Source organism: Methylotuvimicrobium alcaliphilum 20Z (assembly GCF_000968535.2).
Taxonomy (GTDB): domain Bacteria; phylum Pseudomonadota; class Gammaproteobacteria; order Methylococcales; family Methylomonadaceae; genus Methylotuvimicrobium; species Methylotuvimicrobium alcaliphilum.
This window is the reverse complement of the sequence record NC_016112.1, coordinates 4,321,995-4,342,374: the sequence shown is the minus strand read 5'-3', so window position 1 is coordinate 4,342,374 and position 20,380 is coordinate 4,321,995. Positions and strand designations below refer to the sequence as shown.

The window sequence follows — 20,380 nt, the reverse complement described above, 5'->3', positions numbered from 1 at the left end:
GCTCATTTTCCAGGTTGTTGAAATGGTCAAACGAATTTTTATTGTTGTCTTAGCGGTGTTGACGATGACGGCTTATTCTAACGAGAATTTGAAACAAAAGGCTCATACTGCTTTAAGTGACTTTTTTCAATTAAACGGGAAGTCGCTAAGTTTTGATGGGACTTATGTCGATACGCCGGCCGAATTTGGTCGAACATGTCGCATAAGCATTGATTTTACAATTCCGGGCCGGGAATATTTAACGATTAGCGGAGAATATACCGCAATCGGCACATTGGGGGACGGCATTTATTTCGATGCCGCACCCGAAACTTTTACCCGAGTCGAGTTGCTTAACGGCAAGCTGATCGTGGAACAAAAATTTAGCGATAGTTTCGTCACCGGTTCCGAATACCTGTTGCAGGCAACTCAGCATTTCGGTCAACTTGAAATCAAATTAAAGCAAATGAATCGGTTTTTATTTTTTACCGATACCGTGGAAAAACGCTGTATTGCAAAACTTTAAAGGAGAGCTTCCATGGCTGTAGACCCGAAAAAACCGCGTACCGTTTTGATCATTCATGGCGTTCAGACCGGCGACGATAGCGATTTGAATCAAGATCGACTCATCGAACAGTTACTAAAAAGTCGTCTGGGCAATATGCCGCTTCAATTCAAGACCGATCTTTATCGTTATGAAAATTTAAACAATCAAGCGCAAAGCAAATATGGGAAATTAATCAAACTCATTGCCGCCAATCCGATAGGCGAAGTTTTGGCCGGCAATGCCCTCGATCTCATCGGCGATGTCGTCACCGCGCGCCTCGACACCAGCACCGCAGCACAAATTAGGCAAGGCTTCAAGAATAAGATTCTCGAGATTTTTACCGGAGGCAGTCCTTGCTATGTTGTCGCTCACAGTTTAGGTTCGATCTATGCCTTTGATGTGATCAACGAGTTGATCAAGGATAACCATTACTTCGACAGAAATTCGCGCCGAACCTGGCCGGTACAGGGATTAATCACGCTCGGTTCGCCGATAGGGTTGTCGATGTTCAAGAAAAGGCGTCAGAAAGTCCAATCTCTTGGCGAGGGAACCAAGATGTTCCGCTGGCTCAATTATTGGGACCGGACCGATCCGGTCGTATCCGGAAAACTGTTCGGCCAAACGCTAAACGGCTTCGAGATCGCCGAAAAATACCGCACCGAATCGCCGGACTTAGGTTGGGTCATCCGCGACCGGCCGGTCGATACCGGAAAAGCCTGGCTCATGGCACATGTGGCATATTGGGAAAACCCGATGGTCGGCGATGGCTTGTTCGATTTAGTCACTAACTAAGGATTTCGTGATAAATAACGTCCTGGAACTATACGCTTTGTTGAGGGTACGGTAACTCGCTTGGCAGGACCCAGCCCCTAAATTAGTAAAACTATTAACCATGACCGATGGGCTATGGAATTTAGGGGCTGGGTGAATACGTCCTTGTAGGCTTGACGGCGGCGACTAATTGCCATGGATGGCATGAATGCAGATTTTGTATTACGCCATGGATGGCGTGTATTAGGGCAATGCAGGGCAGAAAAATGCTCCTGCATTTTCTGCATTCATTACATCCATGTAACTCAGCAATTGCCGAGGAGCAAAAATCTGCAAACGCCATGGATGGCGTGAATGCAGATTTTGCAGGAGCAAAAATCTGCCCTGCCGCCGACATCTGCCAATCGAGCAACCGAACCCTCCGTAAAATAAGGAAGTTATTTGCGATCAAACCCTAAGCGGAACAGAAAACATGAAAAAACTTTTTACTTCGATTTATTTATTAGTCCTGCTCAACGGTTGTACGCTTTCGATGTATACAGCTGAACTGGATGCGTTGAATTCCGACGGCGAGCCGCGAAAAGCCCTGCTGTATTGGTCGAAAACCGATCAATTGATCGGTGCCGCGAAAGCCGGTCCGGTCATCTTGATGACCGAATGCAGCACACGCAGATTGAGCTTCGATGAAACCGAGGCGGGAATTATTTACCGAGGCGAGCCGGGACGAGACCGGATTGCCGGACAAAACGAAACAATCGCGGACGGGACGGTTTGCGCGAAAATAGAAACGCAGTTGAAACTCACCGAATTGCAAGCCGGCGAGTTAATGCTGACAATGCTTTGCGAAGCCGTGTATGACGAATTCAGTATACAAGAGGGTTTATATACGCCCGCTTATCTTAAGGCCCGCGAAGCGCCTTACCTTTTCGACGTTCAAGAAAATACGAGTTGGAGCTTGTTCGGGGAAACGCCGAAAGCCCCGGAGCCGCCGGAGTGCAAGTGAGCAATACGTTCGGGGCGAGTTGTATAAACCCGCCCCATGAGTTAAAGACTGTGAAGTATTCAATCTTACGAAATATACCCATCGCACTTCAAATTTCGGCATTGATGCGTGGAGGTGCCGGGGTGTTCGGCAAAGGCTTTGACAGCTGGGATGCTGTCACAGAGCCTACATGGACGTATTCACGGCGTCCTTTGACGGATACTCCGGCGCCGAAATTTGACCAGCAAAGGGTATAACCATGAAACGCATGAAGTGACATGAACAATTAGTTTATTGCATTTATAGTCTTTTTCTTCATGTCCTTCATGGTGAATAAATTGTTTAGGGGCTGTTGCCGTTTCACATAGGTAACCATAAAAAAGCGCAAGCTAAGGCCACAGAAGCTTCAAAATTTCGTTTTAGCTTGTCATATCGTGTAGCAATAGCTCTGAAATGTTTCAGTCTTGCAAACACATTTTCAACGAGGTGACGATATTTGTAGAGACACCAATCCATATCATCATTCCCTACGGTTGAATTCTTTTTTCTTGGAATGACAGGAACAGCTCCTTTTTCTTTAATCTGAACACGGAGTGGTTCACTGTCATAGCCTTTGTCAGCAACGATATAGTCTGCCTTAGGCAGTTCAGCGACTAAGATTGGCGCTTCTTTACAATCATGAACTTCGCCACCTGTCAGTGTAAAGTGGATGGGAAGACCACAGGCATCAACAGCCATATGGATTTTGGTTGTATTGCCCGCCACCGACTTACCAATCGCTGATTCTTGACCATGTGCCGCACCGCTACTATGCTGATGAGCTTTCACAATACTGCCATCAATAAATTGCCATTCCAAGTCAGGCTCAACGATCAGTTCGTTAAAAATACCCATCAGTTTTTCTTTACGAGACCATTCATTGAAGCGTTTATAAACAGCATTCCAGTTACCAAAGGCACTGGGTAGATCTCGCCAGGGACAACCTACGCGCAAACGATAAAAAATCCCTTCGGTTGTTTGCCGAAGAAAGGGTTTGTCATATATTCCCATTTTCAACATAGTCATCTTCAATTTTTCCCACCGTTCATCCGTTAACATTTGTCGCGGCATAGTTTGCTTATTTTTGGCTAAAAATAAACGAGTTATGAGGCGGAATTATTGAAATTCAAGGGTACATTACAAAACGGCAACAGCCCCTAATGATGTATTCGCCAATACTTTTACATCCTCATTAGCTAGTCAATTGGTCGGCCATTGCGGCAATATCGTCAAGCGAAGCACTGAGTTCGGCGAGTTTTTGATGAACCGCATCCGAATTCAAATTCAATACGGCAAATTCCTCTTCGCCGTAATTTTGATTTTGCCCGTCGCCGATACCTAAGGTTCCCAATAAGCAATCGCTTAAATACACCAATAAATTAAGCCGGTAATTGTCGCCGCGGTAATGAGGGTTATGGTGATGATAAACGACATCGACAATCGGTTTCGGCATCGACCAGCTGCGCATGAGCCAAGCGCCTAGCAAAGTATGGTCGACGCCGAAGGCAAACCGCTCGATGTTGTAAACGCTTAGTGTGGCATTGGCATCGATGATTCTCGATAAATAAGCAAACTCTTCCGGAAACTCGTGCCCGAGCAATGGAAAGCCGATGTTGTGCAGCAACGAGGCTAAAAACAACGTTTGACGGTCCGGTCTTTCTTCGGCCGGCATCATTTCGCCGAGTGTCAATGTCAGGCGGGAACCGGCAATGGCTTGAATCCATAACATTCGAGTGCCGACCTTCCCGATTTTCGGCGCTTTAAGCGGCGATAACGCGCTAAGGCCCAGAGCCAAATTCATCACAAAATCATAGCCTAATACACGGGCTATCGACTCTTGTATCGATACGAGCTTGCCCCGGTAGCCGTAAAGGGCCGAACCGGCCCAGCGAATCACTTGCGAGCTCAGAATGGGATCCATTTCGATGATTGCCGCCAATTTTTTAACATCCGCTAACGGATCCGACGCCAATTCAATAATTTGCCGAGCGATACCCGGCAAGGGTGGTAGCGCCTTGATGCGATTGATTTCTTCACGCAAGTCTACCGGATGCGAAAAATTATCCAAGCCTGGATCGATAGTGTTGATAGTCCAACTACTCAGTGATGATTCCATTGTCAACTCTATTAATTGATATTGAGGCGATTTAATTTGCGGTATAAAGTTCTTTCGCTGATATTCATTTCGGAAGCAATCAGCTTACGGTTGCCTTGATATTTTTTGATCAAGGACCGAATGAACTCGGCTTCGATAGTATCCAAAGGGTTTATGTTTGATGCCCCAGTGTCCTCAATTACCGCTCCTTGTCCGCGTCTTTCTATCATACCGGGTTTTAATGTAGCGCCTTGACGCCGCATGATGGAAATGTCCAGTTCATCGATAGTGTGGTTTTTGCAAAGGCACGTTGCCAGCTGCAGGCAATTTTTCAGTTCGCGTATATTGCCGGGCCATTTGTGCTGCATTAATTTTTGCATGGCGGCTTTGGTCGTACTATATACACAGCAGTCGCGTTGCCCGAAAGACTTAAGAAAATGTCCTACCAGTGCCGGCATATCCTCTATCCGGTCTCTCAAAGCCGGTATTTCTAACGGAAAAACCGACAATCGGTAAAACAAATCTTCCCGGAACAGTCCGTTTCTCACCATTTCTCCAAGGTTTCTGTGTGTGGCCGTCACGACTCGAACCGTCGATGTCAACGATGTGGTACCGCCTACCCGCCTAAATTGGCCGCTTTCTAATGCTCTTAATAACTTAGGTTGTAAAGAGACCGGCAATTCGCCGACCTCATCAAGAAACAAAGTGCCTCCGTCCGCTAGTTCGAACAATCCTTTTTTGGCGGATGCCGCCCCGGTAAAGGAGCCCTTTTCATGGCCGAACAGTTCGCTTTCGAACAAGTCTTCTCCGAGTACCGTGCAATCGACGATGACAAATTCTCCATCGGCATTTTGCGATTGCCGATGAATAAATTCGGCGGCGAGCTCTTTGCCGGTTCCGGTTTCGCCGTTTAACATGACCGGTACATTCGATTGAGCGGCCTTTTGCAAGTTAGATTTCAGATTTATGAAAGCAGAAGACGTGCCAACCATCTTCGGGCTTTTATCCTGAGGTTCCGACGCACCGGCGGTAAGTACCGACTCTCCCAGATAAAGCGTGCCGTCGGTATCGAGCAAAGGATAGCCCCGAACTTTCAATAAATACTCGCGTTCGTCCAGGGTATCGCTGAATAAACCCGCATAAGGTTCAAGCGTTTGAAAAAAACGTCGATGCCGGCAATCGCCCGGATTATTGCAGCACGCATTACCCAAAATACTTTCTCTGGTCTGCCCGAAATGATTTTCCCAAGCGCGATTAACGCCGACGATTTGTTGAGCTGCATTGACAATAATAAAAGGCAGGTCGTGGGTTTCGAGCAGAGAATTCAGCGTGAACGAGTTTATTTGCATAGTTCCAATCAGCAAGCTATATCCGAAAACCAAATTTCAGCGCCACTTGTCAGTATTTCGATTTAGTGACGTGTCAGCCCTGACAGTCAACATGACATTGTTGTCAGGCCCGGAAAGCATTCTAACTGATTAATTCATTATTAATAGAATTTCGGTTTTAATCAAAAAAAGAACCGTTGCTTGCCGTATGAGGCGGTTCGGTTCTTAGAAGGCATTGGCTTGGTTATGTTCATTGATGCAGTAAGCAGGAATAGAGATTTAAGAGAGTTGGCTTGAAAAATGCTATTGATTAAATAGCAGTTACTTTTTTGAAACTTAATTGAATTATAGGATCAACAATGAACGCAAAATCAATATTGCTGTATTCCATCTTGGCCCTCCTTTTTAAAGCGTTGACGTCAACGGCCCCCGGACCTTCTTTATTTTTTCTGTTGAGTTTTGCATTGATTACATTCGGCTTCATGAGAAAAACCAGTCATAGCGAAGACTAGAAGCGCAACGGCACTGAATGATTAATTGCGCTTTTGATCAGGCATAAACGTTCAGCCTAAATTCGGCAGTTCAACCATGAAGCGCATGAAGTTAATGAAGTATTTCAAGAGATTACCTAAACATTGCAGCTAATCTTTCGGGCGAGCGAAAGTTGCATGCCAACAAATGACAAGTTAATTAACTTCTTATTCTTCATGATCTTCATGGTGAAATGCTTTTTCTAGGTTCAGCCCAGTATTATCAAATTTTGTTGTTCATTATTACCCTCTTTTTTAATTTCTTTAGGAATGCAACATGAGATTTTGTGAGCCTGTTTTACTGTGGATATGTTTATTTTTACTGGGGGTACCGTTAAATTCGACGGCATCGATAATTGCTTGCAATGCGAATGACGCAATGGCTAACGGCTTCTATGCCACCGCATGCATCGGCGATAGTACGATTCGCCCCCCGCAAGAAAAAACTTTTGTAAGCGATAACCTTAAAGGGGAAGGCGATGCATTTTCCTTTATCGGTAAATTCAATGACGGCAATGGTTTTGAGTCAAGCGGCGCCGATATCGCCGGCTTCACATTAACCGTATCGGAATTATCGGATCCTAATACAGGAGATGACTTGTTTTCTTATTCATTGCTTGCACCGGATGATTGGCTGGGAAAATTTGTCGATTGGACTTTGCTTGTTAAGCAGGCTAACAATAGCACCATTGCTTATTTATTCAGCGGGATCGCACTCGGTATTGATGGTGGATTCAATAGCCGCTGGACAAACAAAGGCGGCAATGTCAGCAACGATTACTCTCATGTATCCGCCTTTATCAGACCAGCCGAAGACCGCGGCATCAGTACACTAGCATTGACGGTACCGGAGCCTAGTTTAACGCTGCTTTTCAGTATCGGATTGTTGGGTTTAGGAGCTAGATCGCAGGTAAAACGGAAACACCTATTCGGCATGTGATACGCGAGAGTCGCCGGGGATATTCAGCGATAGAATGTCGGCAGTGCCATAGATTTTGTAGGGCCAAAAGCCTGCACTGCCGAAGGCGCAATTCAATTGAGCAACCGAATTTTGATATACGATGAGTATAATCAAATCCTTAGCTTTATTCCGGCCCCTCTTCTTTATCTTCCTCATGCGCCATATCGGAGATTTCCTTAAGTCTCGAAATGGCCTTGAAGTTAATACTATTTTCCGGATAGTTGCCTTCCGAATCCATGAAGCCGGCTTCTTGGCCGGTTAATAATTCTAGTGCTTCATCGACGGTCGAGACCGCATAGACGGCAAATTGTCCCGCTTCAACCGCATCGATAACATCCTTCATCAGCATGAGATTACGTTTATTCGCCGCAGGAATGATCACGCCTTGTTGACCGGTTAAGCCACGCGCTTTGCATAGTCTAAAAAAGCCTTCGATTTTTTCATTGACGCCGCCGATGGCTTGCACTTCGCCGTATTGATTGATCGATCCGGTCACGGCAAAACCTTGCTTGATCGGCGTTCGTGTCAGCGCCGATATCAAACAACATAATTCGGCCAAGGATGCGCTATCGCCGTCGATATAACCGTAGGATTGTTCGACTGCGATGCTGGCAGAAATGGCAAACGGAAATTGTTGTGCGTAACAATGCCCGAGATAGCCGGTCAATATCATCACGCCTTTCGAATGAAGGGCTTGACCGAGTTCGGCTTCGCGTTCGATATCGACGATGCCACGGGAACCGGGGTAAACCGTCGCGGTGATACGCGCCGGCGCGCCGAAACTGCTGCCGCCGATTTCCAGAACAGTCAAGCCGTTTGCCTTACCGATTGCGGTGCCGTCGGTATCGATCAAAATCGTACCGTCGAGCATTTCGTCGAGAATTTCCTCGGATAGCCTACCGTTGCGTTGTTCGCGCGCGGAAAGGGCCTGCTCGATATGGGCTTGGTCGATGAATTCTGCGGCGTTACGCGCGCACAAGAGGTTTGCTTCGCCGATGATTTCGAGGGAATCGTTAATATGCGCCGATAAACGGTGCTGGTTTTCGGAAAGCCTGCAGCTATGCTCGATGAGGCGGGCAATAGCGGCCGAAGTCAATGTTTTGGAGCCGGTGTCGCGCGCATGTCTTATCATCAGTTGCGCAAAATTTTGCATCGAATCCGGATTCAGCAAAATGCGGTGATCGAAATCGGCCAGCACTCTGAACATTTCGTTAAATTCGTCGTCCAGTTCATGCAATAGGTAATAAATATCCCGCGAGCCGACTAAAACTACTTTGATGTTGAGCGGGATAACTTCCGGCTTTAACGTCATTGTATTGATGCCGAGCTCCGAATAAGGCGACTCGATTTCGATACGACCGGACTTCAGCGCGCGCTTTAAACCTTCCCAGACGAAAGGATAAGTGAGCAGTTTTTCGGCATCGAGTATCAAATAACCGCCGTTGGCCTGATGCAGCGAGCCCGGGCAGATTCGTCGGTAGTTGGTGACCAGGGTGCCTTGATCGCTGATATATTCGATGCGCCCGAATAAATTCGGATAAATCGGATGCGGGTCGTAAACGACCGGCGCACCGCATTCGGTTTTATAATCGACCAAGACGTTAGGAGCGTACTGCTCTTTCAGCAAAAGGCGCTTACTGATCTGATCGCGGCTATCGAGTCCAGGATTCGCAGCCAATACGTCGACGATGGTTTGACTCAGGTTTTTTTTGATTTCGTCTAAATAGGTGATGGCATCGTCGACGTTTTGATAGTCTTCGATCAACGCCTCGAAGAGCGGTTCGATGGCTTGATTAATCGTCGCATCGTCCAATTGCTTGAGTTGTTCGACCAGTGAACGCCGCCATTGCGGCAGCTCCAGCAAGACATCGCCAAGATAGTTTTCGAGCTCCTCGGTATGACGGTGAAACGCTTCGCGCTCGGCTTGCGGTAATTGTATGAATTGCTCGTCTTCCAATAACTTGTCGTCCTTAACGGGCACGAAAGTGATCGTTTCACTCTCGCGATAGAGCGCGACATTCAAGGATTCCGCTTTTTTCTCGACTTGATGAATCGCCATGTTATAGCGTTGATTAAAGCCGCGTTCGATCGCGGCTTTTTTTTGCTGATAGGTCGGACTTTCAAAAACGGCCGGAAAAGTAGCCAGCAAATTGTCGATCAATTCATCGATATCGGCGCAGAACTTCTGTCCAAATCCTGCAGGCAATTCGATCGAGACCGGTTCGCGCGGATTATCGAAATTATCGACATAAGCATAACTTGGCGGCGTCGGTTGATTTGGAGCCGATTGTTCAAGCTGTTGGGTAATCATTGACAGACGCCCGGTGCCCGGTTCGCCCATGACATAAATGTTATAGCCGGGATTTTGCATCGCGACGCCGAATTCCAATGCCGATCGGGCGCGGGCTTGACCTATAATGGAAGGCTGCTCGGTAGTTATTGCCTGGGGGATATCCAGGCTGTTCGGGTTAATAGTTAATTTCAAGGCTTCCGGAGGAAGCGGCTGGTAGTCAGTCATGATGAATAATAGATGACGCTAATGTAATGGTGAGTAGCTAATCGTTCGGAAGCAGAGAGCGTTATTATACCCGTAGATCAAAATTCGGCAGTCCTTACACAGTTGCACGCGCGCCATTTAACTTTGATTGTCATCGAATTGCTCGACCATTAGATCGAGATCTTTACTGAGTTTCGAAAGATTGCGGCCGGCTTGACTGGCTATCGTTGCGTGTTCGGATGTTTCTTTTGACAAGCGATCGATGGCTTCGATGTTTCGAGCGATTTCTTCGGACACGATGTGTTGCTCCTCGGCCGCACTGGCGATTTGTAAAATCATATCGCTAATCGTGCTGACCGACTGCGTGGTTTCGGTCAATAATCTGGCCGAATTTTCTCCGTGTTCGACACCATCGGCTGCTTTGATTCGTACCTTGCTCATTTCATCGACGGCATTTTTGGCGCCTTGTTGTAAGACTTCGATCATTTTATTGATTTCTTCTGTCGACTTTTGCGTGCGTCCGGCCAAAGTTCTAACTTCATCGGCAACGACTGCGAAACCGCGGCCTTGATCCCCGGCTCGGGCGGCCTCGATTGCGGCATTGAGTGCCAGCAAATTGGTTTGTTCGGCGATGCTTTGAATGACCTCTAATACGCCGCCGATATCTTTACTGTATTGAGCAAGATTTAAAATGGCCGATTCGGCGCTGTCGACCTCGGAAGACAAGGCGCCGATTAATTTGACCGTCTCGCCGACCCGTTGCATCGTTTGCTGAGATATTTGGTCGGCATCGGTTGCAGCCTTGGCGGCATTGCTGGCGCTTTGCGCAACTTCATTGATCGTCGCGGTCATTTGATGCATTGCCGTCGCCACCTGCTCGGTTTCTTGCAATTGGTGTTTCATGGCTTCGCTGACTTGTTCGATCTCCCGTTCGGTGGCTTGGGCTTGTTGCGTAAGCGTCTCGGTCGCTTGTATCAAACGGCGTACAATAGTCCTCGATTTAGCTTTAAGAAGTTTAATAGCGAGTAACAGCTGTCCGGACTCGGCCCCGTCGTTGGTGTAAATGTGTTGCATGACCGGATTATCGATAACCGATCGCGCTTCTAATGCGGCATCGTTTAGCGGGCGTACCAGCGCCGATATCAGGCCGAACGAAAATAACAGGGATATCGCCAAGGCAATCGTGGCAGGGGGCAGTTTGATAACACCAAAAATAAATAGGCCGGCAAAAATTAGCGTTTGTAGCAACGAGAATCCGATCAATAATTTAGATCCCAGTTTCATGCGATTAAGCAAGGTGTTGATACTTTTCCCCGATGCTAGTTTTGGGTAAGTTTTCTTTGCCTGTTCAACCGTGTCGGGCTCGGGCTTTACCCGAACCGATTCGAATCCGATGACTTTTCCCTTGTCGAAGCGAGGCGTCACAAAGGCGTCGACCCAATAATAATCGCCATTTTTACAGCGATTCTTGACGATGCCCATCCACGGCTTGCCTTTCTGAATACTATTCCATAAGTCGGCAAACGCGGCTTCCGGCATTTCCGGATGGCGAACGATGTTATGAGCTTGTCCAAGCAATTCTTGCTCATTGAAACCGCTTATTTTTAAGAAATCCTGATTGATATAAGTGATCTTTCCTTTAGGATCGGTTGCCGAAGTAATCGTGGCGGTACTGGGATAGTTGATTTCGTTTTGTGTAATGGGAAGGTTTTTTCTCATGGTTTGACCATTATTGGGGAGCACGGGGGGCTGAGAATAAGCGAATTAAATCGGTTTATTGGCTGTTCACTTAACGCGGGACAGTTTAAGGTTAATCCTTAGTGCTTTTGTCCTGCCTTAAGTGCGAAGCTGGTTTATTTGCCATGTTCAGTCATAACGAGACCGTTGAAAGACTTCATGCGCTTCATGGTTAAACTGCCGAATTTAGGATGATCCGAATAAACTTGGAGCCCTCGTCGTCTTGATAACATAAGTCGCAGTATTATTTCATAAATATATCTAAACCCGATTATTTGTTTCAGCGTTGTCACGTAAATGTAAAACTCCGCACTTATCATGCAAGCTGAATTGAGATGAGAGCAAAAAGCATGATATTTAACGAATTGGATGAAGTCTGCATCAGTTTTTATCCGGGCTTGAGTTCGGAGTATTTAAGCAGCTTCGGCGATGAAAAAAACGGTTCCGAGGCGGATAAGAGCGAAAAAGCATGTTGGTTATACCGCTCGGAACTGGACGAGCATGAAATCGCTTTAGTCGACTGAATTCAAGGCCGGATAATCGGTATAACCTTTTTCATCGCCGCCGTAAAAGGTATCGGGGTCGGGCTTGTTGAGCGACGCATTCAGGCGAAAGCGTTCGGTCAAGTCAGGATTGGCGATGTAAAGCTTGCCGAAAGCAACCGTGTCGCATAAATTTCGGGCAATACTGTTTCGTGAACTTTCCGCGTCATAGCCGCCGTTCGCGATATAAGGCCCGTTGAAATGCCGCCGCAACGCGGCAAAATCGAATTCGGCGGTATCTTCCTCGATCGGAACCATGCGTTCGACGATATGCAAATAGGCCAAATCGAAACGGTTCAATTGTTCGGCCGCATAATTAAAGTGGCCTTGCGGATCGCTGTCGCTCATGCTGTTGAAGGCATTGGTCGGGGACAAACGCAAACCGGTACGGTCGGCGCCTACCGCACCTACGACCGCTTCGGTGACTTCAAGCAATAGGCGCATTCTGTTATTGATGTTGCCGCCGTAAGCATCGGTTCGATGATTGGAACCGTCCCTCAGAAATTGATCCAGCAAATAACCGTTCGCGGCATGAATCTCAACGCCGTCGAACCCGGCAATCAACGCATTTTCGGCTGCGATGCGGTATTGGTCGATAATGCCCGGTATTTCCGACAACTCCAACGCTCTAGGCGTAACAAAGGGTTTCAAACCTGCCTCGGTAAATGCCATGCCTTCGATACCGATAGCCGAAGGCGCGACCGGTAAAGCATTGCCCGGTTGCAGGTCGGGATGCGAAACGCGACCGACATGCCAGAGTTGCAAAAAAATTAATCCTCCCTCTTCATGTACCGCATCGGTTATTTTGCGCCAGCCGTCAATTTGCGCGGCGCTATAAATACCCGGAGTGAAGGCATAGCCCTTACCTTGCGGCGAAATATGCGTGGCTTCCGAGATAATCAATCCGGCACCGGCTCGCTGCCGGTAATAGTCGGCATTCAACTCCCAGGGAATATCTCCGGGTTGCTGCGCGCGGCTTCGGGTCAGCGGCGCCATAATGATGCGGTTTTTCAGTGTATATCTGCCTATTTTTACGGGGGTAAATAAAATATCTTCGGAAGTCATTTTTTCTGCTCTTGAGGTGTTACGGGAAATTCGGGTGAACTCAACTTTCCAGTGATCCCATTGAATCGGAAAATTGGTTTTTCTTATAAGGTTGCAAAAAGAATCGCTACGGCTATGATTGTACCGGACATCATATTGTTTTTTGTAAAAGGATAAGACTTTGCATATACACATACTAGGCATTTGCGGTACCTTCATGGGCGGGTTGGCGCTGATCGCGCGGGAACTCGGCTATAAAGTCACCGGTTCCGATCAGAATGTCTATCCGCCGATGAGCACTCAGCTCGAACAGCAAGGTATCGAATTGATGAGCGGTTACCGGCCCGAAAATCTCGATTGCAAGCCCGATTTGGTCGTGATCGGCAATGCGCTGTCTCGCGGTAATCCGGAAGTCGAAGCAGTCTTGAATCGCGGCTTGAAATACGTTTCCGGCCCGCAATGGCTCGCCGAACACGTCTTGGCCGAGCGCTGGGTGCTCGGCGTCGCCGGCACGCACGGCAAAACCACGACAACCAGCATGCTGAGCTGGATATTGGAATATCAAGGCTTCAAACCAGGCTTTCTGATCGGCGGCATTCCGCTCAACTTCGGCATTTCCGCTCGGCTAGGCGAGTCGTCGTTCTTCGTGATCGAAGCCGACGAATACGACTGCGCGTTTTTCGACAAGCGTTCGAAATTCGTGCATTATCGGCCGAGAACCGCGATTCTGAACAATCTCGAATACGATCATGCCGACATCTTTCCGGACCTCGATGCGATCAAGAAACAATTTCACCATTTGCTCAGAACCGTGCCTGGCGAAGGCCTCGTGATTGCACCCGAAGCCGATGACAATATAACCGATGTGTTGGACATGGGCTGTTGGACGCCGGTCGAAAAGACTTCGATCCAAGGCCGGTCGGCCTGGAATGCCGAATTGATCAATTCGGACGGGACTCGATTCAAGGTTAATTATGATGGAGCGGAGCAGGGCGAGGTGCTTTGGAATTTGACCGGCAATCACAATGTCGGCAATGCGCTGTCCGCGATTGCAGCGGCACGCCATATCGGCATTACGCCTAAGGATGCGATCGCGGCATTGGGCAAGTTCAAGAATGTCAAACGGCGCATGGAAGTCTTGGCCAAAATCGACGGCGTGACGCTCTATGATGACTTCGCACATCATCCGACCGCAATCAAGACAACCTTGGAAGGTTTGCGCAAGCAAGTCGGTTCCGAGCGCATCATTGCGATCGTCGAGCCTCGCTCGAATACGATGCGCATGGGCATTCATACCGAATCGCTGGCTAAATCGCTGGTTGAAGCCGATCAAGCCATTCTATTCCAACCGGAAAACCTGGGCTGGGACTTAAGCGGTCTAAAAAATTACGCCGGCAATATCGAAATCTGTAAAACTCTCGACGAAATCATCGCCAAGCTCAAATTGGAAGCCCGTTACGGAGGTCACTTCGTATTGATGAGCAACGGCAGTTTCGGTGGCATTTATACGCGCTTACAGCAAGAGTTGAGATAGGAAGCGCAACGCGCGTACCCTAAGAGACAAAACGCATGCTTTAGCAATTGTTTTCCTCGCCCTTTATCGACAGGAGTTCAGATCATGCTCAGAGTTCGGTGTTTACTATTGCCCTTATTATGGCTTGCCTTTCCCTGTTGGGCCGAGCCGCTCAAACCGGAAAATGTTCCCGAACCGCTCAAGCCCTGGATCGATTGGGTCCTGCACGACGATACGGAGCGAGGTTGTCCGTTTCTCTATAACAGTTTCGAACAGAAGCGCTGCGCCTGGCCGTCGCGATTGGATTTAGTGCTTAGCGGCACCGAAGGTCGCTTTACGATCGTTTGGAAAGTGTACCGGGAAAGCTGGGTGAGTTTGCCCGGACATGCCAAACAATGGCCGCTCAATGTAACAGCTAACGGCAAGCCGCTCTTGGTAACGGAAAAGAAGGGGCATCCAGCCGTTTTTTTCCAAGCCGGCACTTACACGATCGATGGCACTTTTGCTTGGGATAAATTGCCCGAAAACTTGACGATCCCGCAGGACACAGGCCTCATCACTCTGAGCATCAAAGGCCAAATTATCGATCAACCTAACCTAAAACAAGGCCAATTGTGGCTTACCGGAACCGATGACCGCCCCGTAAAACCCGATGAACGCAATAGCTTGGAGCTTCAGGTATTCCGGCAACTGATCGACGAGATACCGATGCAAGTCCTCACGCGATTGGATTTGAATGTGTCGGGCGAGCAGCGCGAAGTCAAATTGGCTTATCCGATACTGGAAGGCTTTCTTCCGTTACGCATCGATAGTCCCCTGCCTGCCCGATTGGAACCGGACGGTCAGTTATTGGTACAAGTCCGACCCGGACGTTGGCAGCTTGACATCCTGGCGCGAAGTACCGAGGCGCTCAACTCAATTCCTATATCCGAACCTTTATCCGATCAGCCGGACGGTTGGCCGAAATCCGAAATTTGGGTTTTCGATGCCCGACCGTCTTTGCGTGTCGTCGAAATCGAGCGTCCGGCTGCAATCGATCCGAGCCAAACCAATTTGCCCGAACATTGGAAGCGCTTCCCAGCATACGCGATTAAACAAGGCGAGAGCTTAGTCTTGAAAACGATTCGTCGTGGCGACCCGGACGGAGAACCTAACAACCTGAATTTGACCCGGACTCTATGGCTCGATTTCGACGGCAAAGGATATACCGTCAATGATAAAATTACCGGAACCCTATCGCAAGGATGGCGACTCGATGCATTGCCTGGCGTCGAGCTCGGGCGCGTTAGCCTGGATGGTACAAACCAATTGATTACGCGCGCGCCTGACGGGCAAAGCCGAGGCGTCGAGATCAGAAAGGGCGTCATTCGGCTGGATGCCGATAGCCGAATCGATGGATCGCCCGGAGCATTGAACGCAGTCGGCTGGGCGCAATCTTTTCATCAAGTTCGCGCCGAACTGAACCTGCCGCCCGGCTGGCGCTTATTTGCCGCCGGCGGTGTCGATAATGTGCCGGATTCCTGGCTGTCGCGTTGGACCTTGCTCGATTTGTTTTTAGTACTGGTAGCGGCACTCGCGGCGTTGCGGCTATGGGATGTTTATCGCGGCGCATTGACTTTACTGACCTTGGTATTGATCTGGCATGAACCGGGGGCGCCTCAATGGGTTTGGCTCAATATACTGGCGGCAGTGGCTTTATTGAAAGTGTTACCGGAAGGGCGGTTCCGCAACGTGGCCGGCGCTTACCGTAATATCGCCTTAGCTGTATTGGTGTTGATTGCGATACCGTTTATGGTCGATCAGGTGCGCATCGGACTCTATCCGCAATTGGAAAAGCCGTGGCAACAGATTCAAGGCCCTCGTTACGAGCGTCCCGTTGCCGGCGCGATGCCTGAAGCGGCGGATGAATTGATGATGATGGAAGCGCCGTCGCTGGATACGGTTCGTAAAAAGGCGCGAAGCGCCGCCGGCATCGTCGCGCAAGCCGTGCCTTCTGCCGTACCGCAAAAACGGCTTTCCGAACGTACCGATCCGAATGCAAAAATCCAAACCGGCCCCGGTTTGCCGCAATGGCAATGGCAAACAATCAATTTGAGCTGGAACGGATCGGTAGCTCCCGACCAGCAAATCAGCTTATGGTATCTGTCGCCGTTCGTGACAATGCTGCTGAATTTTCTGAGAGTCGGCTTGATTGCGTTCTTGGCGATCGCGATGCTCGAACGCTTGCCGAAACGCTTCAAATTCAATCGTTCGGCAGCAAGTCTATTGGTCATACTGGGTCTGCCGCTATTGATGATGACGCCAAGTACACCGGTACAAGCAGCGTTTCCCGACCCTGTATTGCTCGACGAATTGAAAAACCGGCTGCAGAAAGCGCCTGATTGCGTGCCGAATTGTGCCGGCATTTCGCTGATGAGATTTACGATTTCCGGCAAGGAATTGACGATCGATTTGGAAGTACACGCACGGGACAAAGTCGCGGTGCCGTTGCCGGGACACTACGAGCAATGGTTTCCGAATACGGTCAGTATAGACGGCGAACCGGCAAAAGCGCTGTACAGCTTCAATAACGGCTTATGGCTTGCTCTCGACGCAGGTTTGCATCGGGTCGTGATGAAAGGCACAGCGCCGGCAATGGCAAAATTTACCGTGCCGTTGCCATTGAAACCGAAGCGCGCCGAATTGGCAGTCAGCGATTGGCAGGTTTTCGGCGTTCATGAAAACGGCTTGACCGACGATCAACTCCAGTTTTCCCGAATAGCACAAACCGAAGCAGTAACGGAAAAAGCCGCATTCGATCCGGGCATCTTGCCGTCGTTCGTTAGAATTGAACGGACTTTACAATTAGGCTTGGATTGGCGCGTCGAGACCCGCGTCGTCAGAGTCTCGCCATCCGGTTCTTCAATCGTCTTGGCCGTGCCGCTGCTTGACGGAGAGTCGGTGATTACCGGCGGCGTGCGTGTCGAAAAGGGCAAGGCCTTGGTCAATATGACCGCTACGCAAAGCGTCATGCACTGGGAGTCGGTGCTGAAAAAAACGGAACACATTGAATTGAGTGCCGAACAAACCGGCCAATGGATCGAAGTCTGGCGTGCCGATGTGAGTCCGGTTTGGCATATCGAAACGGCAGGCATCGCAATGATGCATCAAGATAAACGCGGTTATTGGCTGCCCGAATGGCGGCCTTGGCCCGGTGAGCAAATCCTGTTGACGGTAAGCCGACCCGAACCTGCACCAGGCCAAACGCTGACGATTGAGAGCAGCCGCTTGAATTTGACTCCGGGAAGCCGCAGCCGTAATGCGCAATTGGAGCTTGCTCTAGATAGCTCGCTCGCCGTGCAGCATACGATTCAACTCCCCGAACAGGCCGTACTGGAGGCGCTCACGATCAACGGCCAATCACGCCCGATCCGGCAAAAAGACCGTGAAGTGGTGTTGCCGATCGATCCAGGCAAACAGCAAATCGTCTTGAACTGGCAGGAGCCGGTGCCGATGTCGAGCGTGCTAGAGTCGTCCCGAGTCGACTTGGCCTTGCCGAGCGTCAACAGCAACATACACGTCACGTTGGGCGAGGATCGCTGGGTACTGATGACGATGGGGCCGCGTTTCGGACCGGCGGTGTTAATCTGGGGCGTACTGGTGGTGATCGTGATCGTCTCGTTCGGCCTGGGCAAAGTCACATTGACGCCACTGAAAACCCGGCACTGGCTGTTGCTGTTGATCGGCTTGAGTCAAATACCGGTGTTGTCGGCACTGATCGTTGTGCTCTGGCTGATCGCATTGGGGCTTCGCAAAGAACGGCCGGCGCAATCGACCAAGACCTTCAACGCCGCGCAAGTCGGTCTCGGGCTTTTGACGTTGTTGTCGTTGATGTTGTTATTCTGGGCCGTCGAACAAGGGCTCCTAGGCTCGCCGGACATGCAGATTACCGGTAACCAATCGAGCGCCTACCGTCTGAATTGGTACCAGGACAGAAGCGCCGAGTTACTGCCGACCGCAACCGTCGTATCGGTTCCGCTGATGGTCTACCGCCTGCTAATGTTGGCCTGGTCGCTCTGGCTTGCAATTGCATTATTAAACTGGCTGAAATGGGGCTGGACTTGTTTCTCGTCGAATGGGCTGTGGAAAAAGGACATCGTTAAGCTGGAATCGCCGTTGGATTCAGGGTATCGGGAGAAGAATCAATTGTGAGCCGTAATTATTCAGCATAAGTTATGTATGAGAAGGTGTCAGGCATTGATTTATAAGGCTGTCTGCAACAGGACGTTGCAGTCAGAGCTTACAGGGATGTATTCACGCGTCCTTAGAAATCAATGCCTGACACCAAACCTACCGCATGCGCTGAATAGTTACTGTGAGCCTATAAAAAGCATTTAGCGTCATGTCGGGTTACGCTTTCGCTAACCCGACCTACGCGACTTCAAGTTTCGGCACTTCAATGCCTTCTCACTTTTACGAGGTATGTTAATGTCTTATGAAGATTACATGCGCCGAGCGATCGAACAGGCTTTGCTGGTTCCCGAGTTTCCTTTCGGGGCGGTGATCGTTCGGCGTGCGGCCGGCGAGATTGTCGCCGAAGGCCATAACCGGTCGGCGTTGAATCCGACTTGGCATGGCGAAATCGATGCGATCAACCGCTGTGCCGAGGCATATCCTGCGGGCGACTGGAGCGAATTCGACCTTTACACGACGGCCGAGCCGTGTCCGATGTGCCAAAGCGCAATCGAATGGGCGGGAATTGGTACCGTTTATTACGGCACGTCCATTCCGTATTTGCAAAGCCGGGGGTGGTGGCAGATCGAAATCCGCGCCGAAGAAGTCGCCGCAAAAACACCGTTTCGAAAAAGCCATGTTGTCGGCGGGTTGTTGGAAGCCGAGTGCAATGCGCTGTTCGACAACGCACCGCGCGGCATATTCCACCAGGAAAATATTGAATAGGGTGAGGGGCGATTTGGGAATCGCTCCCCCAAAGTTTTTGGGTTTCCGCGTTCATCCGTGGAAACCCATACCTTAGCTGCCGAGGCAAGATCGGTATGCATTCCCACGCTGGAGCGATGGGAACGAGGAACCTCGATTGCCATTTATCCGCTTTTTCCCAAGCTCCAGCTTGGGTAACAGCATAAATATTGAATAGGGCGATGCGGCAATCTAGGGCTCGGTTAGGTATATTTATACTTGTTCCTAAATTCGAATCACGCCAACTAATCTAGGCTCTTGATCATTCGATGAAATCGTAAGCCTTGTATTTTTCGACCAAGGGTTTCAAGACTTCTTTAAGGACTTGATCATGCACGGGGTGATTCAAATAATTTTCCAGCGCTTGCTGGTTCTCGAAGGTGCTGGAGATCGCGATATCGTAGGAACCGTCGAGCGAGTGACTGCCATGTTTACGTTTGACGGCGGTAGGCGTGCCGATGTTGTAGGCGAGCACTCCGGGTAGCTTGGCCAGGCGTTTGGTGCCCTCGATGTATTGACGACGCGCGTTTTCATCGCCGTGTTGTTTCAGCCAGATAATCACCACATGATGAGCCTTGCGCTGTTCACTGGGATCGGTTGCTTGTTCCTTTGCGCCTGCGGCCGAACTCAATGCGGCCAATATCATTAAGAGTGAAAGCGGTTTCGCTAATTTCATTTTGTTTCCTCCTCGGAATTAAGGCGATGGTCGATCGCAGAATGGTAAAAGCCGGTTAGGATTTCGTGAAAAATAACTTCCTGGAGCTATGAGTTTTGTAGCGGGTTCGGTAACTCGCTTGACAGGACGCCGTGAATACGTCCGTGTAGGCTTGACGGCGGCTTTCCTTGCCGCCGGCACCTG

Annotated in this window: 16 protein-coding genes; 8 read left to right on the top strand and 8 right to left on the bottom strand. The window is 49.4% G+C overall.

Annotation, left to right across the window (positions count from 1 at the left end; genetic code table 11):
* Window positions 1–22: 22 nt before the first annotated feature.
* The 3 genes from MEALZ_RS18440 (at window position 23) to MEALZ_RS18430 (ending at window position 2,300) form a co-directional block, all read left to right on the top strand.
* Entirely contained in the window at window positions 23–505 is a 483-nt protein-coding gene (locus tag MEALZ_RS18440) for a hypothetical protein (protein ID WP_014150169.1), read from the top strand.
* A gap of 12 nt (window positions 506–517) precedes the next feature.
* Complete coding sequence (locus tag MEALZ_RS18435; RefSeq protein ID WP_014150168.1) at window positions 518–1,318, top strand: hypothetical protein; 801 nt, start codon at window positions 518–520, stop codon at window positions 1,316–1,318.
* Between the two features lie 451 nt (window positions 1,319–1,769).
* On the top strand, window positions 1,770–2,300 hold the full coding sequence (locus MEALZ_RS18430; RefSeq protein ID WP_014150167.1) for a hypothetical protein: 531 nt from the start codon (window positions 1,770–1,772) through the stop codon (window positions 2,298–2,300).
* Between the two features lie 339 nt (window positions 2,301–2,639).
* Here MEALZ_RS18430 and MEALZ_RS18425 read toward each other — a convergent pair whose 3' ends face one another.
* From MEALZ_RS18425 to MEALZ_RS23245, 4 genes are all read right to left on the bottom strand, one after another.
* Entirely contained in the window at window positions 2,640–3,389 is a 750-nt protein-coding gene (locus MEALZ_RS18425; protein ID WP_014150166.1) for an IS5 family transposase, read from the bottom strand.
* A 121-nt stretch (window positions 3,390–3,510) separates the two neighbouring features.
* Window positions 3,511–4,434 carry an HDOD domain-containing protein gene (locus MEALZ_RS18420; RefSeq protein ID WP_014150165.1) on the bottom strand — a complete coding sequence of 308 codons (924 nt, stop codon included), beginning with the start codon at window positions 4,432–4,434 and terminating at the stop codon, window positions 3,511–3,513.
* A gap of 11 nt (window positions 4,435–4,445) precedes the next feature.
* Window positions 4,446–5,762: a sigma-54 interaction domain-containing protein gene (locus MEALZ_RS18415; protein WP_014150164.1), complete on the bottom strand. Its 1,317-nt coding sequence runs from the start codon at window positions 5,760–5,762 to the stop codon at window positions 4,446–4,448.
* A gap of 289 nt (window positions 5,763–6,051) precedes the next feature.
* Window positions 6,052–6,225, bottom strand: coding sequence for a hypothetical protein (locus MEALZ_RS23245; protein ID WP_014150163.1), 174 nt, complete (start codon window positions 6,223–6,225; stop codon window positions 6,052–6,054).
* Between the two features lie 323 nt (window positions 6,226–6,548).
* Between MEALZ_RS23245 and MEALZ_RS18410 the strand changes: the two genes are divergently transcribed.
* On the top strand, window positions 6,549–7,211 hold the full coding sequence (locus MEALZ_RS18410; protein WP_014150162.1) for a PEP-CTERM sorting domain-containing protein: 663 nt from the start codon (window positions 6,549–6,551) through the stop codon (window positions 7,209–7,211).
* A gap of 145 nt (window positions 7,212–7,356) precedes the next feature.
* Here MEALZ_RS18410 and MEALZ_RS18405 read toward each other — a convergent pair whose 3' ends face one another.
* Together MEALZ_RS18405 and MEALZ_RS18400 are read right to left on the bottom strand one after the other, a co-directional pair.
* Entirely contained in the window at window positions 7,357–9,750 is a 2,394-nt protein-coding gene (locus MEALZ_RS18405) for a Lon protease family protein (protein ID WP_014150161.1), read from the bottom strand.
* Window positions 9,751–9,867: 117 nt separating this feature from the next.
* Window positions 9,868–11,448, bottom strand: a complete 1,581-nt coding sequence (locus tag MEALZ_RS18400) for a methyl-accepting chemotaxis protein (RefSeq protein ID WP_014150160.1) — start codon at window positions 11,446–11,448, stop codon at window positions 9,868–9,870.
* A gap of 368 nt (window positions 11,449–11,816) precedes the next feature.
* On the opposite strand from MEALZ_RS18400, the gene MEALZ_RS22855 reads away from it, so the two are divergent.
* Window positions 11,817–11,990: a hypothetical protein gene (locus MEALZ_RS22855; protein WP_162472990.1), complete on the top strand. Its 174-nt coding sequence runs from the start codon at window positions 11,817–11,819 to the stop codon at window positions 11,988–11,990.
* Here the strand turns inward: MEALZ_RS22855 and MEALZ_RS18395 are convergent.
* Window positions 11,979–13,073, bottom strand: a complete 1,095-nt coding sequence (locus MEALZ_RS18395; protein WP_014150159.1) for an alkene reductase — start codon at window positions 13,071–13,073, stop codon at window positions 11,979–11,981. The two genes, MEALZ_RS22855 and MEALZ_RS18395, sit on opposite strands and share 12 nt — an antisense overlap.
* Before the next feature lie 160 nt (window positions 13,074–13,233).
* Here MEALZ_RS18395 and mpl point away from each other — a divergent pair, with 160 nt between their 5' ends.
* The 3 genes from mpl to MEALZ_RS18380 all read left to right on the top strand — a co-directional run bounded on the left by mpl (window position 13,234) and on the right by MEALZ_RS18380 (window position 19,503).
* Entirely contained in the window at window positions 13,234–14,586 is a 1,353-nt protein-coding gene (gene mpl / locus MEALZ_RS18390) for a UDP-N-acetylmuramate:L-alanyl-gamma-D-glutamyl-meso-diaminopimelate ligase (protein ID WP_014150158.1), read from the top strand.
* An 84-nt stretch (window positions 14,587–14,670) separates the two neighbouring features.
* Window positions 14,671–18,756: a hypothetical protein gene (locus tag MEALZ_RS18385; protein WP_014150157.1), complete on the top strand. Its 4,086-nt coding sequence runs from the start codon at window positions 14,671–14,673 to the stop codon at window positions 18,754–18,756.
* A 276-nt stretch (window positions 18,757–19,032) separates the two neighbouring features.
* Window positions 19,033–19,503, top strand: a complete 471-nt coding sequence (locus MEALZ_RS18380; RefSeq protein ID WP_014150156.1) for a nucleoside deaminase — start codon at window positions 19,033–19,035, stop codon at window positions 19,501–19,503.
* A gap of 280 nt (window positions 19,504–19,783) precedes the next feature.
* Here MEALZ_RS18380 and MEALZ_RS18375 read toward each other — a convergent pair whose 3' ends face one another.
* Complete coding sequence (locus tag MEALZ_RS18375; RefSeq protein WP_014150155.1) at window positions 19,784–20,197, bottom strand: Dabb family protein; 414 nt, start codon at window positions 20,195–20,197, stop codon at window positions 19,784–19,786.
* Window positions 20,198–20,380: the final 183 nt, after the last annotated feature.

Bases quoted from the DNA above. Each gene is read 5' to 3' on its own strand.
- MEALZ_RS18420 (WP_014150165.1), bottom strand. From the start codon at position 4,434: ATGGAATCATCACTGAGTAGTTGGACTATCAACACTATCGATCCAGGC.
- MEALZ_RS23245 (WP_014150163.1), bottom strand. From the start codon at position 6,225: ATGAAGCCGAATGTAATCAATGCAAAACTCAACAGAAAAAATAAAGAA.
- MEALZ_RS18440 (WP_014150169.1), top strand. From the start codon at position 23: ATGGTCAAACGAATTTTTATTGTTGTCTTAGCGGTGTTGACGATGACG.
- MEALZ_RS18435 (WP_014150168.1), top strand. From the start codon at position 518: ATGGCTGTAGACCCGAAAAAACCGCGTACCGTTTTGATCATTCATGGC.
- MEALZ_RS18395 (WP_014150159.1), bottom strand. From the start codon at position 13,073: ATGACTTCCGAAGATATTTTATTTACCCCCGTAAAAATAGGCAGATAT.
- MEALZ_RS18425 (WP_014150166.1), bottom strand. From the start codon at position 3,389: ATGCCGCGACAAATGTTAACGGATGAACGGTGGGAAAAATTGAAGATG.
- MEALZ_RS18410 (WP_014150162.1), top strand. From the start codon at position 6,549: ATGAGATTTTGTGAGCCTGTTTTACTGTGGATATGTTTATTTTTACTG.
- MEALZ_RS18380 (WP_014150156.1), top strand. From the start codon at position 19,033: ATGTCTTATGAAGATTACATGCGCCGAGCGATCGAACAGGCTTTGCTG.
- MEALZ_RS22855 (WP_162472990.1), top strand. From the start codon at position 11,817: ATGATATTTAACGAATTGGATGAAGTCTGCATCAGTTTTTATCCGGGC.
- MEALZ_RS18405 (WP_014150161.1), bottom strand. From the start codon at position 9,750: ATGACTGACTACCAGCCGCTTCCTCCGGAAGCCTTGAAATTAACTATT.
- MEALZ_RS18385 (WP_014150157.1), top strand. From the start codon at position 14,671: ATGCTCAGAGTTCGGTGTTTACTATTGCCCTTATTATGGCTTGCCTTT.
- MEALZ_RS18400 (WP_014150160.1), bottom strand. From the start codon at position 11,448: ATGAGAAAAAACCTTCCCATTACACAAAACGAAATCAACTATCCCAGT.
- MEALZ_RS18415 (WP_014150164.1), bottom strand. From the start codon at position 5,762: ATGCAAATAAACTCGTTCACGCTGAATTCTCTGCTCGAAACCCACGAC.
- MEALZ_RS18430 (WP_014150167.1), top strand. From the start codon at position 1,770: ATGAAAAAACTTTTTACTTCGATTTATTTATTAGTCCTGCTCAACGGT.
- MEALZ_RS18375 (WP_014150155.1), bottom strand. From the start codon at position 20,197: ATGAAATTAGCGAAACCGCTTTCACTCTTAATGATATTGGCCGCATTG.